We start from the raw sequence: 16,284 nt of genomic DNA, 5'->3' as shown, positions 1-16,284 counted from the left end.
TTAGCGAAGAATGATATATATAAAGACAGACGAGGAGATAGAGCTGCTCCGCGAGAACAATATACTGGTGTCGAAGACACTGGCGGAGGTGGGACGCCACATCCGTCCGGGTGTCACCACCAAGTTTTTGGACTCGATTGCCGAGGATTTCATCCGCGCGCACGGAGCAGTTCCCGCCTTCCTCGGATATCAGGGATTTCCCGCTTCGTTGTGTGTATCGGTAAACGAACAGGTAGTTCACGGTATCCCATCCTCGAAATGCGTCCTCAAGGAGGGCGACATCGTTTCGGTCGATTGCGGTACGTTTATGAAGGGGTTTGTTGGTGATTCGGCGTATACGTTCGCCGTCGGAGAGGTTGCCGAGGAAGTACGGCAGCTTATGGAGGTCACCAAAGAGGCTCTTTATAAAGGTACGGCGCAGGCTAAAGCCGGCAACCGCGTAGGCGACGTGTCGGCAGCCGTGCAGGAGTATGCCGAAAGCTTCGGTTACGGCGTGGTGCGGGAGTTGGAGGGACACGGTTTGGGTCGCAAGATGCACGAAGACCCCGGTGTTCCGAACTACGGCGCCCGCGGCAGAGGACCGCTCCTCAAGGAGGGAATGGTCATCTGTATCGAACCCATGATAAACATGGGGACCAAAGCGGTGGTTTTCGAAAGGGATGGCTGGACAGTCCGCACGCGCGACCACAAACCCGCGGCGCACTACGAGTTCGCCGTCGCGGTCCGTAAAGACGGTCCCGACGTGCTGACGGACTTTAGTATCATCGAACAGGCAATTAACAAGTAAGACTCTATGGCTAAACAGGCTGCTATTGAAAGGGACGGCACGATCATCGAGGCCCTGTCCAACGCGATGTTCCGCGTCGAGCTGGACAACGGACACGTGCTCACCGCCCATATCTCAGGGAAGATGCGTATGCACTACATCAAAATCCTTCCCGGAGATAAAGTTAAAGTGGAGATGACGCCCTACGATTTGACGAAGGGACGTATATCTTTCCGGTACAAATAACATTAGATTGCTTGAAAATCATGAAAGTAAAAGCATCCATCAAGAAGAGAAGCGAGGATTGCAAGATTGTGAAGCGTAAGGGGAAACTCTACGTCATTTGCAAGAAGAATCCCAAGTTTAAAATGCGCCAAGGGTAATGTTTAAACGGTTTATTAAAGAAGAAAAAGAATTTATATGGCACGTATAGTCGGTGTAGATTTACCAAAAAATAAGAGAGGCGAGATCGGCTTGACCTATATCTACGGTATCGGTCGTTCGACGGCTCGCAAGATTCTCGAAGTCGCTGGCATCAGCTACGACCTCAAAGTACAGGACTGGTCGGACGACCAGGTCGGCGCAATCCGTTCGACGATTGCCGACATGGGCATCAAAGTCGAAGGCGAATGCCGCTCGGCCGTCCAGCTCAACATCAAGCGTCTGATGGATATCGGCTGCTACCGCGGCATCCGTCACCGTCTGGGTCTTCCCGTTCGCGGTCAGTCGACCAAGAACAACGCCCGCACCCGCAAGGGACGCAAGAAGACTGTCGCAAACAAGAAAAAGGCAACAAAGTAATCTTTAGAGAATTATGGCAAAGAAAACTGGAACAGTTAAGAAAAAGGTTGTTAAGGTCGGTGCCGTGGGTAACGCTTACGTACACTCCACTTTCAACAACGTGATCATCACCATCACCAACGAGGTGGGTGACGTCATCAGTTGGTCTTCGGCCGGTAAGATGGGTTTCCGTGGTTCGAAGAAGAATACTCCGTATGCCGCACAGACCGCTTCGGCCGACTGCGCGAAGGTCGCTTACGACATGGGCCTGCGCAAGGTGAAAGTGTATGTCAAGGGACCGGGTGCCGGTCGTGAGTCGGCCGTGCGCACCATTCACGGCGCAGGTATCGAGGTGATGGAGATCATCGACGTAACTCCGCTGCCGCACAACGGTTGCCGTGCTCCTAACCGCCGCCGCGTATAATCTGCGTCGGGGTAAGGAATATTTCTAAGGTTTTAAAAAAGTCAAAACAATGGGAAAATACATAGGACCAAAATCGAAGATCGCCAGAAAGTTCGGCGAAGCTATTTACGGTGCGGACAAGGTGCTCGAAAAGCGCAACTTTCCTCCCGGACAGCACGGTCTGGCGCGTAAGCGCAAGAAAGTGTCGGAGTACGGCACGCAGTTGAGCGAAAAACAGAAAGCCAAGTATACGTACGGTCTGCTGGAGAAGCAGTTCGCACGCACGTACGATCAGGCGGCCCGTATGGGCGGCATCACGGGCGAGAACCTGCTGAAGCTGCTCGAATGCCGTCTGGACAACGTTGTTTACCGCTTGGGTATCGCCCCGACGCGTGCAGCTGCCCGCCAGCTCGTTTCGCACTGCCATATTTGTGTGAACGGCAACGTCGTGAACATTCCTTCGTACTCGCTGCGTGCGGGTGACGTCGTGTCGGTTCGCGAGAAGTCGAAGAGTCTGGAAGTGATTTCGGCATCTCTGGCCGGCGGTTCGAAGAGCCGCTACGCTTGGCTTGAGTGGGATAACGCCTCGATGAGCGGCAAGTTCCTGCAGAAGCCTGAGCGCGAGGAGATCCCTGAAAACATCAAGGAGCAGCTCATCGTCGAGTTGTACTCGAAGTAGTAATCAAACAAATTCAAATATATTATGGCAATATTAGCATTCCAGAAACCTGAAAAGGTTATTATGCTTGAATCCACTTCATCGTTCGGAAAGTTCGAGTTCCGGCCGCTGGAGCCCGGATTCGGTATGACTGTCGGTAACGCTTTGCGTCGTATTCTGCTCTCTTCGCTGGAGGGTTACGCAATCACGACTGTCAAGGTAGCCGGTGTCGACCACGAGTTTGCCGCTATCCCCGGCGTGATGGAGGATATGTTGAAAATCATCCTCAATCTGAAGCAGGTTCGTTTTATCCGCACAGTCGATAATCAGGATGCCGAGAAGGTCTCCATTAACGTTGCGGGTGTGACGGAGCTGACTGCCGGATATATCTCGAATTACCTCTCGTTCTTCAAGGTGTTGAACCCCGATCTGGTGATCTGCCACCTCGCGCCCGGCACGAAGATGCAGATGACGCTGACCATCGGCAAGGGCCGCGGCTACGTACCCGCCGAGGAGAATACTCCCGCCGAGTGCGAGTTCGGAACGCTTCCGATCGACTCGATCTTCACCCCGATCAAGAACGTGAAGTATTCCATCGAAAACTATCGTGTCGAGCAGAAGACCGACTACGAGAAATTGAATTTGGAAATTACTACCGACGGGTCGATTCACCCCAAGGAGGCTCTGAAAGAGGCCGCGAAGATTCTCATCCAGCACTTCATGCTCTTCTCCGACGAGAAGATCACCGTCAACATGGAAGACACGAACGGTGCCGAAGAGTTCGATGAGGACGTACTCCACATGCGCCAGCTGCTGAAGACCAAGCTCTCGGATCAGGACCTGAGCGTCCGCGCCCTGAACTGTCTGAAAGCCGCCGACGTGGACACCGTGGGGGACCTCGTGAAGCTCAACCGCAACGACCTGCTGAAGTTCCGCAACTTCGGCAAGAAGTCTTTGACGGAGCTTGACGAGTTGCTGACCTCGCTCAACCTTAAGTTCGGTATGGACGTATCAATCTACAAACTTGACAAAGATTAATTATGAGACACAATAAGAATTTTAACCACCTTGGCCGTCAGGCGGGACACCGTAAAGCGTTGATGTCGAATATGGCTTCGTCGCTCATCCTGCACAAGCGTATCGAGACCACCGTTGCCAAAGCCAAGGCCGTTCGCCAGTTCATCGAACCGCTGGTGACCAAGTCGAAGGACGACACGACGCACTCGCGCCGTATCGTTTTCTCGTACCTCAAGCAGAAAGAGGCCGTAACCGAGTTGTTCCGCACCATCGCGCCGAAGATCGCCGATCGTCCGGGCGGTTACACCCGCATCCTGAAGACCGGTTTCCGTCTGGGCGACGCTGCCGACATGTGCATCATCGAGTTCGTCGATTTCAACGATGCTTACACGCTGGGCATCGCTCCCGCAGCCGCAGCCGAGGCTAAACCCAAGACGCGTCGTTCGCGCAAACCCGCAGCGAAGAAGACCGATGCCGTCGAGGAGGCTACCGTTGTCGAGGGCGAAGCCAAGAAAGCCGCACCCAAGAAGGCCGCAGCTCCGAAGGCTGCGAAACCGGCCGCTCCCAAAGCTGCCAAGGTTGCCGCTCCGAAGGTTGCTAAGAAGACCAACGTGGGCAAGAAAATGTAGTTTTCCGTTTAATCGGAAAACGATCGGAAAATCCGGATACCCCGATGGGTGTCCGGATTTTTGTCGTTTGTGCGGGTGAATCTGTCGTTTATGCGAAGGATTTGTCGTTTGTGTGAAAGGATTTGTCGTTCGGCGGAAAGATTCGTTGTCGTGCGGGAGGAGTGCGGCGGATGGTTTGTCCGTTACTCCTGCCGGCGGGCGGAAACTTTGCCGGTTCGGAGACATTCTCTTGTCCCTTGTCCGTCCGTCGTCCGGCTGCCGGGGCCTATTGGCGGTTCAGCCTATGGGTGAAGGCCGGATAGACGAGGCCCGTGTAATTCGCTTTGGCGGATTCGATCGTGGCCGTCGTACCGTCGTAGGTGTCCGTGAAGGAGACTTCGTAGAGGAAACAGCCGCGGTAACGGTTGTTTTTCAGCAGTTCGTAATAGAACTCTCCCCAGTCGATCAGTCCTCCGTCGTAAGGCTGCAGGTGCTTGTCCAGCGTGCCGGATTGCCCTTCGGCGCCGCGATTCTGCTGGATGTGCAGCGTGCCGAGGCGTGTGCCGAGCTTTCGGAGTATGGCGACGGCGTCGCCGTTTCTGGTCGGATTGATATACGACCCGTTCAGCGGAATCAGGGCGTGGCCCGTATCGAGGCAGACGCGCACCTGCTCCAGCCCCTCGCCGCTGAGCAGGGCGAGCATCGTTTCGGCATCGTAGGCGACGCTTCGGGGACAGTTTTCCACGCAGAGAATCGTGTGCAGGCCGTACGTCGAATTGCAGGACGCGATGTGGGTCTGTAATTCCCTGAGCGATTTCCGGCTCTGGACCTTGCGTGCCGCGAAGTCGCTTCCGGTGGTGAGTATCGTGCCGGTGGAGGGGTGAATTACGAAATGCTTGGGTGACATGTGTTTCATGGCGCTGGTTATCACTGCTTTGAGTTTCGCTACGGCCGTGGTGCGGGCCGTTTCGTCGGTTGCCGAGATGTCGTATGTCCGGTAGGGCAGATGGACGCCCCACAGGTTTGCGGCGGCGGAGCCGATTGCCGCTCCCGCCTCGGAAAACAGTGCGTCGAGTTTCGCGTCGGTCATTCCTTCGGCGAAGACGGTGGCGTCCTGTGCCATGATGTCGATGCACATGCCGGCCGCTGCGGCGCGTTTGCAGTTGGTCGTGTTGACCTGTTTGAGTGTAATCAGTTTGCCCGGTTTGAGCTGCAGCCGGGAGATGTCGTCGTTCGGGGCGCCCAACGCCGTCATCGGTTCGACGACGGTGATTTTGCCGTCGCCCGTTTCCGGACCCTTGTCGTCGGAGCCTCCGCAGTTGCAGAGGAGCGCGGCGGCCAGCAGCGGAAGTATCCGCGTTTTTTTCATTTTGCAGGAGGTTGATTGTAAACGATCGGCGGGCGGGGGATTGTCCCTCCGCCCGCCGGATCGTGTGAAAGTGTTCGTTTAGTTTTTCCTGACAACGATGTTGTCCAGACAGATACGGCCGTTGGCGCTGGTAGATCCTGCACCTGTCGTATCCCAGCATATCTGGGTTTCCGCCGTCGCGCCTTCGATGGTTATCGAGAAATTGGACCATTTCTTCAAGGCCTCGTTTCCGTGTTTGGGGCAGTGCGCCGATGTGATATTGATCGACTTGCCGCCGCTTTCCGGAGCGATCGACGCGGCCGAACCGCTGCCTTCGACGACCACTTGTGCCGAAGCGATTGTTCCGGCATTCAGTACTTTGACGGGAATGTCGTGTTCCGATGCAAACCGGACGGCGTCGAATGTGACGGTGACGGTCGATGCCGCGGTCAGTTTTGACAGTTTGGGCGTGGTCAGCACTCCGTAATACATATTCGAACCCGAAGCCGAATTGGAGAGACGGACATATCCCGGAAACTCATAACAGTATTTGATGCCCCAATCCGTCAGTCCCCGGTTTGCGAGATAGGCCGGTGCCGCATCCTTGTCGGAACTGATGTTTATGCCGAACGTCGTGTAACTTGCAGTAGCCGTGGCAGGTTCGGTGCCGTTGATGGCCGCAGGACTCGTGGATGCCAGTTTTCTGCCGCTGCTTGCCACTTTCCCCGTCTGGATCCAGTCGCCTCCGTATACCATCAGATCGAAATACTGTTCCAGAACGATCGACGGATCTTCGTTCTCGACGAGTTTCAGACGATAGCGCGGAGTCTTGTCGGCGTTGGTGCAGTCGATCTCGACGTCTATTTTGCAGGTCGATCCCGAAACATTGACCCAGAATTTATTTATATCAGCATCTTCGGTCTTGGCCGTCATTTGTCCGAGACTTTCCCGCACGTAGTATACGGCTGCCGGGTAGGTGTAGAACGGGACGGTCGCATAAACGCTGTTTACGGTTCCGATGCCGCCGTTGCCGCTGTAAGCGGTGAACCCGTAAGGCGTGTTCTCAATCAGGATGGTGATGTCGTCCGAGGCCTTGCAGGTGATCGCAGCGGTATAGATGCCGGATTCCGACTCTTTGAGTTCGTACAGGCTTCCGTCGGAAGTCCTTGCCCATACGCCCTCCGAAGTGTCGATCAGCTGGAACGGAAGCGTAAGCTCCTCCGAATCCTCCGAATCGGGCAGTTGGCCCTTGGCGTATATGGTAAAGGTGTTTTTCGCTTCCGGATCGAATCCGCTCTTGGTGATTTTCAATACGTCGGCTCCGACTTCGGTCCATTGCGTCTCGTCGTTGAATTTGTAGGCATAGCCGATGGCGCCTTTGACGGCTTGCCATGTGACGACGACCTCGTCTGCGGCTTCGCCTCTGGTGCATGACGGCGCCGGAGTCGGAAGCATCGGGTCGATGTCGAAATCGATGGTCCGTTCGGCCGAGTCGGTCGTGTGTCCCTGATTGCCGACGGCATAGATGCGGAACGTATGCGAACCGCGCGAAAGTCGGGTCAGTTTCAGTGTCGTAGTCGCAGCGTCGACGGTCGTGTATTCGGTGGAGTTGTCCAAAGCATAGGCATAGCCTTCCGCTTTTGTGACGGCATCCCATTTGAAAGAGGCGGTCGCCAACTCGGTCGTAACCGCAAGTTTTTTGGGGCTGACCAGTTCGATGCTCATGATTTCGTCGTCCGACGATTCGCACGAACTCAGGCCGAGCGCCAGAAGCAGGCAGGGGAATAATAATAACTTTTTCATATAGGTTCGGTTCTTAGTCTGTTTTTAATAATCCAGATGATATATGCCGGGATGCGAATCGGGGTCGGTGAAGACCGTCTGTTCGTATTTGTTGCCGAAGCGGTCGATCGCCTCGACCTTTACGTCCGCAGCGGGATTCGTCAGCGTGTAATAGAACATGTGATCCGTGGACTTGTTGTAGCTGCTGCTGTTGTTCAGGATGCCGATGTGGTAGGCCACCGTCCATGCGTCCTTGTCCGAATACTGGGTCATGGTGCCGGTTTTCGCGCCGTTTTCATAGACATTGACGGTCCAAGCGGGGTCCCAGTTCCAGATGTTCGCGACGATCTGGCCGGCGTTTTTCTTCGAGAAGTAGTACGAAGCGTCGCCGCCGCCGGTGAATTTGTCGGAACCGCGGTAGAGCCGGATCTGGAACTCTTCGTCGTGCTGCACCGATTTGTAGGTCCACTCCTTCATCGCGGCCCCGTCGATGCGGTAGATGCCGAAGCCGATGGGCGTGCCTTCGGTGCAGACGGTCGAGCGCCACCATGCGCCGCAGGAGGTGCCCGTGATGTGCTCGAAGATCTCCTTGCCGTTCTTGGTGTGGATGTGGTTGATGTTCGAGTGGGTGTGGGCCGACATGATCGTTGCGTATTTGTACTGCGAGAGCAGCTCCAGCACTTCGTCGTAGTTGGCGTAATTGCTGTTGCGGAAGGGAATGTGAACGCACAGGATCACCATTTTATCCTTCGGAACATAGCTCAGGTCCTGCTTCAGCCATTCGTATTGCTCGGCGCTGAAACCGCCGGTGTAACCCGCGCTCTCCTGACATTCGTGGATGATGTTGTCCATCGATACGATATGCACGTCGCCGCGATTGAACGAATAGTCCACCGGACCGAAGAAGCTTTCGTATTTCGCGCGGGCCTCCTTCTCGTTGGCCGTCGGGAATTCGTGGTCGTGGTTGCCGATGGTCGAGAATACGGGGATTCCCGTCTGTTCGGGCTGCAGGGCCACCACCATGTTGCTGTAGAGCGCCCATTTGTTGTTCACCAAGTCGCCGAGGTGGATGGCGTAGCACGGAATGTCGGCCGAGGCGGAATACTCCCGGATGTCCTTGGCCGCTTCGCGCTTGAACCGGACGGCGTGCGCCGCCTCGTTGATCTGGGGGTCGCCGATGCAGATCAGGTCGAACCGGGTTTCGGGAGCGTCCAGCGCCGTCAGCGTGAAGTCGTAGCGGGCGGTTTCCGGTTTGAGTTTGGTGAAGAACTTGGGCAGTTTGTAGGTCTTGTGCATGTTGACCTTGTAGCCCGAAGGCAGGGAGTAGAAGACGAAGCCCGATTCCGCGTTGCGGGTCAGCACATACTGGCCCTCGGCGTCGGTCTGCGTGCAGGTGAAGCCGTCGCTGACGACAACCCCCGGAACGGGGTTGCCGTTTGCGTCCGTGACATATCCGTAGGTGTCGCCGCCGTCGGGAACGATCTCTCCGCCGTTTCCGCCGTTATTGTCATTGCCGTCGCTGTCCGAGCAGGCCGCGAAAACCGCGATCGAGCAGAAGAGAAGCAGCAGTCTGTATAGCCGTTGTATCATGGTGTGTTTGTTTTTATTGTTATTCCTCGATTGAATGACCGGCATAACCGGGGTTCTGGGTTATCAGCGGATTGGCGATGCGCTCGTCCTCCGGAATGGGCCACAGGGCGTCTTTCATCGGGTCGTAGGACATCGTGATGAATCTGCGCAGGTTCATATCCTTGCCGTCGAACGTCTGGCCGTTGTAGGTTACGTGCCAGTCGGAGTCGATCGTCGGTACGGCGTTCGATACCGAACCGTCGAGAGCCGGTGCGTAGAGCGTCCCGGAGATGACCGATTCGGCCATATCCCAGCGGCGGATGTCGAACCAGCGGAAACCCTCGTTGCAGAGTTCGACCATACGCTCGTAGCGCAGCGCCGAACGCAGGCCGTCGCGGCTGAGATTTTCACCGAGACCGGGCATGTGTGCGCGGCTGCGGATCGTTTCGATGTCGGCTTTGGCGACGCTGAGGTCACCGCCGTTCCACTCGATGTTGGCTTCGGCGCGGATCAGATAAAGCTCGGCCAGACGCATCAGCGGATAGCTCAGCACGCATACCGAACTGGTGCCGAATGCATTGTTGTATTTGTACTCCTGAATGTCGAGGTATTTGCGCCACAAATAACCGCACGGGCCTTTCGAACCGTTGGCGCCGTATTCCGATTTGCTGCCGTAGGCTTCCGAGTTTGCGACGTCTACGCCTTCTTCTTTGTCATTGTAGTTCTTGATGGTCTGGGCGGAAGGATTGGTCTCGAACTGCATGCCCAGTACGCGGGAACCCGGACGTACGCAGAAGAGATCGAGACGCGGGTCGCGGTTCTTCCACGGATTCTGGTAATCGAACAGGGGCGATTCCACGATCGACTTGCCGTCCGTGCACTGGATGGCGTCGAGGAAAGCCTGCGTCGGGCTGAAGTAGGAGCAGCCGCCTGCGATACGCGGCGCCGCATAATAGCCGGCATTGTGCTGGTTGCTGGAGATTGCCGTATTGTACTGCAAGGCCCAAATCCATTCGTCGCTGTTCTTGTGACCGTTGATGCCGAACAGGTTGGAGGGAGTGGGTTCGCCCTTCGTGTGGTCTTCGCCGCAGTAGCGGATGTCGTATGCCTGAAGGGAATATCCGCCCTCTTCGGCCAGCTTCAGCGCTTTGTCGGCATAATAGGCCGCCTCTTCGTAATATTTCCAGTTCAGACAGATGCGGGCTTTGAGTCCGTAGGCGCCTGCGCGTCCCAGACGTGCCGATCCGTAGCTGTTCTTGTTGTGGCGGATCGGCAGAAAGTCGAGCATTTCGTCCGCAAGATCTTCGTTGAGAATCCGTGAAATCACCTCCTCTTTCGGCGTGCGCGTGTAGGTGTCGCCCAATTTCAGGGTGTGGTCGATGTAGGGGATGTCGCCGTAAAGCTGGCAGCCCCAGTCGTAGAGGAAGGAGCGGACGAGCAGCAGCTCGGCTTTATACATATTGTACTCCTGCTCGCTCATCAGCTCGCGGACGTTGTCGATGCCGTCCAGTACGAGATTGGCGCGGGCTGCGGTTTTGTAGATTTGGGTGTAGACCTTAGTCACCCATGCGTTCGAAGGCGGGAGTTTCGACTGCTGCTGGTAGTTGTAGTTGGCGGCGTTGATACGCGATGCGCCGATGTCGGAAGCATTGTCCTGAATGCCGGGGAACGGCGTCGAGGATGCGTCGATCAGGGTAAGGCCCTTGTAGGTCGCGAAGACGCCCGCTTCCACCTCCGATTTCGTAGCCGGGAACGTGGACGCATTCGGACCGTTGAGATATGCTTTGTCGAGCGAGCAGCCCGTGATGAAGAGACTGCAGAGCGCTATGGCGGTGATTATTTTGTTTTTCATGGTTGTAATGCGTTAAAATTTGAGTTCGAGTCCGACCGTAACGATCTTTACCTGCGGATAGTTGTTCGCCGAGCCGAGTTTCACGACGTCGAAGTCGCCGCTCGAATCGCCTCCGTAACCCACCTCAGGGTCGTAGCCGTCCCAGAAGTTGGTGACCGTGAAGAGGTTCTGCGCATTGACGTAAAGATAGGCCGAATTGAGACCGATCCGGTGCATCCACGACTTGGGCAGTTCGTAGCCCAGCTGGATGTTCTTCAGACGGAGGTAAGCGGCGCTTTTCATCCAGAACGACGAGTCGTACCAGTTGTTTTTGTTCGCACTCGTCAGACGCGGAGTCTTGCCGTTGGGATTCTCTGCGCTCGCCCAGTCGAGGTGCTCCTTGCGGAACGTACCGCCTTGGTTGCTGGGCATTACGTAATAGGTGTTCAGATAACCGTCCGTTTTGCCGACGCCTTGGAACAGCAGACCCAGACGCAGCCCTTTCCAGCCGAAGTTCAGGTTCAGGCTGTAGGTGTAGCGGGGGATCGTGCTGCCGACGATGTCTTTGTCGTTCTCGTCGATCGAGTTGTTGCCGTCGATGTCGGCATAGCGGATGTCGCCGATCTGGACGGTTTCCTTGAACTGCGGACAGTTGGCGTTGACCCAGTCGGCCTCCTCCTGCGTGCGGATGATGCCGAGGCTTTTCAGCGCATAGATGCTGCCGATGGAATAACCCTCCTGATTGCGCAGCACGCCGCTGGTCGAGGTCTTGCCGCGCATGTCGAGGATTTCGTTCTTGACGTCGGACAGGTTGGCCTGCACGCCGAACGAGAAGTCGCGCCACTGGTTGTTGTAACCTACGCTTACCTCCCAGCCTGTGTTGCGGACCTTACCCGCATTCTGGTAGGGAGCGTTGAGACCGATGCCGAGGGGCATGTCGAGTTTCATCAGAATGTCCTTGGTCTCCTTGCGGTACCAGTCGGCCGTGATGTTGAGCTTGTTGAAAAGCGAGAAATCCACGCCGACGTCGAGCATCGTGGTGGTTTCCCATTTAATGTCGGGGTTGGCCAGCGTGTTGAGGGTGACGAGCGAGTAGATATTGTCGTTCATCGAGATTTGTCCCATCGCGAGGTTCTGCGTGGTGGGATAGTAGCTGGCTGCGTCGCCGCCGGCAAGGTTCTGGTTGCCGAGCGTACCGTACGATGCGCGGAGTTTCAATCCGTCGATTATGTGTTTGACATCCTGCATGAACGGCTCCTCGGAGATACGCCATGCACCCGATACCGAGGGGAAGTAACCCCAGCGGTTCGATTTGTTGAAGCGCGACGATCCGTCGATACGCAGGTTGGCCTCCAGCAGGTAGCGCTCCTTGTAGTTGTAGTTCAGACGGCCGAAGTAGGACTGTATGGCCCACTCGTAACGGCGGCCGGAGTTGTCCATGTTGTCGATTTCGCCTACGTCGATCTGGTCGTAGTTGTAATTGAAGACTTGACGGTAGGCCATCAGGTATTTATAGTCGTACGTGTTGCGCTCGGCGCCGAGAATCAGTTTCAGGTCGTGGCCGCTGAAGTTGTGCTTGAGCGTTGCCAGAAAGTTGTAGTTGCCGTAGAAAGCGCGCGAACCCGATTCGGTGAGGGTGGCATAGGACGCGGAGGTCAGCGTGGAGGTGCCTTTGTAGTCCTGATAGGTCGTAACGGGCTTCTTCCAGTTGTGGCGGTTGGTGGTCGTGTAGCGCGGCGCCAGCATGCCCTGCAGGGAGAGCCATTTTGCAGGCTCGTAGGTCAGCGTGATGGCTCCCGAAAGCCGTATGGTGTTGGTGTTGTTGCTGCCGCCGTAAAGCATCAGGGCTACGGGGTTCATGCCCTGCATTCCCAGACCGTTGTAAAGACCGGTCGAAAATTGGTTGGGAATGTCGGCCGGACGGGTGTTCATGTAGTTGAAGATCGTGCTCTGATAGGGCGAGGCCTTGCGGTCGTCGTTCGAGAACGAAAGGTCGAGTTTCATCGACATTTTGTCGTTGAACTTGACGTCGGCGTTGTTGCGGAACGTGTAACGCTGGAAGTCCGCATTTTTGATGATGCCTTCCTGATCCACGTATCCCAGCGTGGTGAGCATGCGTACGCGCTCGCTGCCCACGCTGAGCGAAACATTGTGGCTGTGGGTGAAGCCCGAACCGGTCAGCACGGCGTCCTGCCAGTCCGTATTGGGATAAAGATCCGGGTCCTTGCCCCAGTTTTTGCGGTATAGCGCCATATCCTCGTCGTTGTAATCGGGAATGGGGGTGCTGCCCGGCTTTTCGCCGTTGAGGTCCACGCCGTCGTTGAGGTACATGGCGCGTGTCAGCTCGCGGAATTCGAGCGCATTGACCATGTCGGGCAGGTCGGTCGGCGACTGCCAGCCCACATAGCCCTTGTAGGTGATGGAGAACCGCTCCTTCGAACCGCGCTTGGTGGTTACGAGGATCACGCCGTTGGCGGCGCGCGAACCGTAGATGGAGGAGGACGCGGCGTCCTTGAGGATGGAGATGGATTCGATCAGGTTGGGATCGACGCTGTCCAGACTGCCTTCGATGCCGTCGATGAGCACCAGCGGCGAGGTCGAGCTGCCGCCGAAGGAGTTGATGCCGCGGATGCGGATCGCGCCGCCGTCATCGCCCGGTGCGCCCGACTGCGTGGTGACGGTGACGCCCGGAGCCATGCCCTGCAGGGCGGCCGAGGTCGAGACGATCGGGCGTTTGTCGAACGCCTTCGAGTCGATGGTGGCCACCGAACCCGTCACGTTCACCTTTTTCTGGGTGCCGTAGCCCACGACGATGACTTCGTCGATCTGCGCATTGTCGCTTTCGAGCCGGATGTCGTAATCGGTCTTGGTGGTTACTTCGACCGAAGTCTCCTTGTAGCCGATGTAGGAAACGGAGAGCCGCTGGCCGGGAGCCGCCGCAATAGCGAACTTGCCGTTTGCGTCGGTCGTGGTACCCCCCCCCGGCTGAGTGCCTGTAATGACGATCACGGTAGCTCCTACGAGAGGCATGCCGTCCGCGTCGGTGACTGTTCCGCGGACTGTCGTCTGGGCGTGCACGGCCACACTCAGGCAGCATGCGATGACCGCTGCCAACAGTTTTGTTAAGGTGCGTAGCTGTTTTTTCATAGTTGGTAAAATTAGTAAAATTTTAAGGTCTTTGGTCTTGGGATAAAACACCGCGGGGCAGACGCGGGTCGGTGCGCCTGTCCGTCGGAAGGAATCCGGGTTTATTGGCCCGAAAAGGCCGGAAATTCAGGTTTCATAATGTGAGGTCGTTTGTCTTGGTTGTGTATGCGGGTGTTTTCTCTTTGTTGTCTGAATTATGGATGAAGTTTCTTTTCGTTGTTGTAAGATGCTCTTTCGAAAAAAGAAAAGTCCGAAAGAAAATCCGGCGCCGGATCATGCGGAAATTCCGGGGCCGATACTTATTCGGACCGATTTCCGTTCTTTATATAAAATATAGGTATATGAAGAGTACGTCGGGAAAGGGATAACGGAGGATTCTGCCGTGCCGGAGTCGGAGAAACTGCCCGGATTACAGCGAAATACCCGGTCCGCCGGATATGCCGCCCGGAAAACGGAACGCCCGTTTTTCCGGTGAGCCGGCGAGAAGGTCTGCGCTGTAAAGTTAGTCATTATTTGCTTTTGTTTGTTTTTCTTATCTTTTTCAGGGGTGAATTTATATTTATTTTTTTGTATTTGCAAAATTTCTTGTTGAAAATTTTCTTTTTGTAGCAATATTTTAATATATTCGCAAAGTCAAGTAAGGGATTTTGCTCTCTTTTACCTTTCGTTTAGCGACGATTTGCACTGAAAATAAGCTATAATGGAACACCTGTACGTTATTGGAATAGACTACGGCACCGACTCGGTGCGGGCGCTGCTGGCCGATGCAGAGTCCGGCGAAGAGATCGCCGTCGCCGTTTGTAATTACTCCCGCTGGGGCCGGGGATTGTACTGCGATACTGCGAAGTCGCAGTTCCGCCAGCACCCGCTGGATTATCTGGAGGGGCTGGAGCAGGTGCTGCGGCAGGTCATTGCGCAGTGTCCTGCGCCGGAGGCGATACGCGCCATCGCCGTGGATACGACCGCCAGCACGCCGTGTCTGGTCGATCGCACCTGCACGCCGCTATCGCTGACGGTGGGTTATGAGGAGAATCCCGATGCGATGTTCGTTTTGTGGAAGGACCACACGGCGCAGCGGGAGTCGGAGGAGATCACCGCCCTCTGCGCCCGCGGTGAAATCAATTACGCCCGCCGTTCGGGCAACCACTATTCGTCGGAGTGTTTCTGGTCGAAGGTCCTGCACCTGCTGCGGGGTTCCGAACGGCTGCGCCGCGATGCGTGGGCCGTCGTCGAGCTGTGCGACTGGATTCCGGCCGTGCTGACCGGCTGCCGCGCTATGGAGGATTTGCGGTCGGGGCTTTGCGTCGCCGGGTCGAAGGTGATGTGGGCCGAAGAGTGGGGCGGCTATCCGCCCGAAGAGTTCTTCGCCGGACTCGACCCCGTCCTGCTGCCCATCCTGCGGCGTCTGCCCGTCAGGACGTACGGCTGTGACACTCCTGCAGGTACGCTCAGCCCCGAATGGGCGGCGAAACTGGGGCTGTCGGAGCAGGTGGTCATCGGAGTGGGGAATGTCGATTGCCATTCGGGCGCCGTCGGCGCGGGCATCTGTCACGGGACCGTGGTGCTGAATCTGGGCACGTCGGCCTGCTACATGGCCGTCATGCCGCCCGAAAAGATGGGCGACCGGATGGTCGAAGGCATTTTCGGTCAGGTGGACGGCTCGATACTTCCCGGCATGGTCGGATTCGAAGCGGGCATGTCGGCCTTCGGCGACGTGTACGCGTGGTTCAAGCGCCTGCTCTGCTGGCCGTTGCGCGAAGTGCTGCTGCCGGCCGACCCTGAGAACGAGACGCTCCGCGCGCTGGCCGCGCAGACCGAAGAGCGGTTGCTGGCCAAACTGGCCGAAGCCGCCGCGCAGCTGCCCCTGCGGGCCGATGCGCCGCTGGCGACCGATTATCTGAACGGCCGCCGTTCGCCCTATCCCTGCAACCGGCTGACCGGTTCGGTCGTGGGGCTGAACCTCTCGGCGACCGCACCGGAGCTTTATTACGCCTTTGCCGAGGCGACGGTTTTCGCGACGAAGGCCATACTCGACCATCTGGCGGAGAACGGTGTGGAGATCGGACGGCTGGTGGGCATCGGCGGCATTTCGCAGAAATCCCCCTTTGTCATGCAGCTGCTCGCCGATGTGACGGGCATGGCGATCGAAGTCTCCGGCAGCGCGCACTCCTGCGCGCTCGGCGCCGTGGTCCATGCGGCTGCCGCCGCGGGACTCTACCCGTCGGTCGGTGCGGCGCAGCGGGCGCTCTGTCCGTCCGTCGCCCGTGTTTACACGCCCGACGCCGCGAAGTCCGGCATATTGGCGCTCCGCTATGAGCGTTACCGCGCCTTGGGCGCTTTCACCGAGAACCTTTTTATAAACCGATAAGACAAAA

At 56.8% G+C, this 16,284-nt stretch carries 15 protein-coding genes; 9 read left to right on the top strand and 6 right to left on the bottom strand.

Features of this window, described 5'->3' with window-relative positions; genetic code table 11:
• Positions 1-10: 10 nt before the first annotated feature.
• From map to rplQ, 8 genes are read left to right on the top strand one after another with little or no spacing between them, the layout of a single operon-like run.
• Positions 11-787, top strand: coding sequence for a type I methionyl aminopeptidase (gene map, locus ACESTR_RS00650; RefSeq protein WP_009597701.1), 777 nt, complete (start codon positions 11-13; stop codon positions 785-787).
• Between the two features lie 6 nt (positions 788-793).
• Positions 794-1,012 (top strand): translation initiation factor IF-1, encoded by a 219-nt coding sequence (infA, locus tag ACESTR_RS00645; RefSeq protein WP_009597667.1) that lies wholly within the window; start codon positions 794-796, stop codon positions 1,010-1,012.
• 20 nt (positions 1,013-1,032) lie between these two features.
• Complete coding sequence (ykgO, locus tag ACESTR_RS00640) at positions 1,033-1,149, top strand: type B 50S ribosomal protein L36 (RefSeq protein WP_010262443.1); 117 nt, start codon at positions 1,033-1,035, stop codon at positions 1,147-1,149.
• Positions 1,150-1,186: 37 nt separating this feature from the next.
• Positions 1,187-1,567, top strand: a complete 381-nt coding sequence (gene rpsM, locus ACESTR_RS00635) for a 30S ribosomal protein S13 (protein WP_014775495.1) — start codon at positions 1,187-1,189, stop codon at positions 1,565-1,567.
• Positions 1,568-1,580: 13 nt separating this feature from the next.
• Positions 1,581-1,970: a 30S ribosomal protein S11 gene (rpsK, locus tag ACESTR_RS00630; RefSeq protein ID WP_009597689.1), complete on the top strand. Its 390-nt coding sequence runs from the start codon at positions 1,581-1,583 to the stop codon at positions 1,968-1,970.
• A gap of 49 nt (positions 1,971-2,019) precedes the next feature.
• Complete coding sequence (gene rpsD / locus ACESTR_RS00625; protein WP_009597605.1) at positions 2,020-2,628, top strand: 30S ribosomal protein S4; 609 nt, start codon at positions 2,020-2,022, stop codon at positions 2,626-2,628.
• 24 nt (positions 2,629-2,652) lie between these two features.
• A complete protein-coding gene (locus ACESTR_RS00620) occupies positions 2,653-3,645 on the top strand; it encodes a DNA-directed RNA polymerase subunit alpha (protein WP_009597697.1) in 993 nt (330 codons plus the stop codon).
• Positions 3,646-3,647: 2 nt separating this feature from the next.
• Positions 3,648-4,253 (top strand): 50S ribosomal protein L17, encoded by a 606-nt coding sequence (gene rplQ, locus ACESTR_RS00615; protein WP_009597587.1) that lies wholly within the window; start codon positions 3,648-3,650, stop codon positions 4,251-4,253.
• Positions 4,254-4,518: 265 nt separating this feature from the next.
• Here the strand turns inward: rplQ and ACESTR_RS00610 are convergent, their stop codons facing one another.
• From ACESTR_RS00610 to ACESTR_RS00585, 6 genes are all read right to left on the bottom strand, one after another.
• Positions 4,519-5,601 (bottom strand): sugar phosphate isomerase/epimerase family protein, encoded by a 1,083-nt coding sequence (locus ACESTR_RS00610; protein WP_130063020.1) that lies wholly within the window; start codon positions 5,599-5,601, stop codon positions 4,519-4,521.
• A gap of 78 nt (positions 5,602-5,679) precedes the next feature.
• Positions 5,680-7,383: a hypothetical protein gene (locus ACESTR_RS00605; protein WP_373178679.1), complete on the bottom strand. Its 1,704-nt coding sequence runs from the start codon at positions 7,381-7,383 to the stop codon at positions 5,680-5,682.
• Between the two features lie 24 nt (positions 7,384-7,407).
• Entirely contained in the window at positions 7,408-8,952 is a 1,545-nt protein-coding gene (locus tag ACESTR_RS00600) for a calcineurin-like phosphoesterase family protein (protein WP_279182937.1), read from the bottom strand.
• 19 nt (positions 8,953-8,971) lie between these two features.
• Complete coding sequence (locus tag ACESTR_RS00595; RefSeq protein WP_302267016.1) at positions 8,972-10,783, bottom strand: RagB/SusD family nutrient uptake outer membrane protein; 1,812 nt, start codon at positions 10,781-10,783, stop codon at positions 8,972-8,974.
• 12 nt (positions 10,784-10,795) lie between these two features.
• Positions 10,796-13,909: a SusC/RagA family TonB-linked outer membrane protein gene (locus ACESTR_RS00590; protein WP_039939965.1), complete on the bottom strand. Its 3,114-nt coding sequence runs from the start codon at positions 13,907-13,909 to the stop codon at positions 10,796-10,798.
• 273 nt (positions 13,910-14,182) lie between these two features.
• Positions 14,183-14,521, bottom strand: coding sequence for a hypothetical protein (locus ACESTR_RS00585; protein ID WP_281809562.1), 339 nt, complete (start codon positions 14,519-14,521; stop codon positions 14,183-14,185).
• A gap of 88 nt (positions 14,522-14,609) precedes the next feature.
• Between ACESTR_RS00585 and ACESTR_RS00580 the strand changes: the two genes are divergently transcribed.
• Positions 14,610-16,277: a ribulokinase gene (locus ACESTR_RS00580; RefSeq protein ID WP_195559182.1), complete on the top strand. Its 1,668-nt coding sequence runs from the start codon at positions 14,610-14,612 to the stop codon at positions 16,275-16,277.
• The last annotated feature ends 7 nt before the right edge of the window (positions 16,278-16,284 follow it).

The sequence above is a fragment of the Alistipes sp. DJF_B185 genome (assembly GCF_964250025.1).
In the GTDB taxonomy this organism is placed as follows: Bacteria; Bacteroidota; Bacteroidia; order Bacteroidales; family Rikenellaceae; genus Alistipes; species Alistipes finegoldii.
This window is presented reverse-complemented; position numbering and strand designations above follow the sequence as displayed.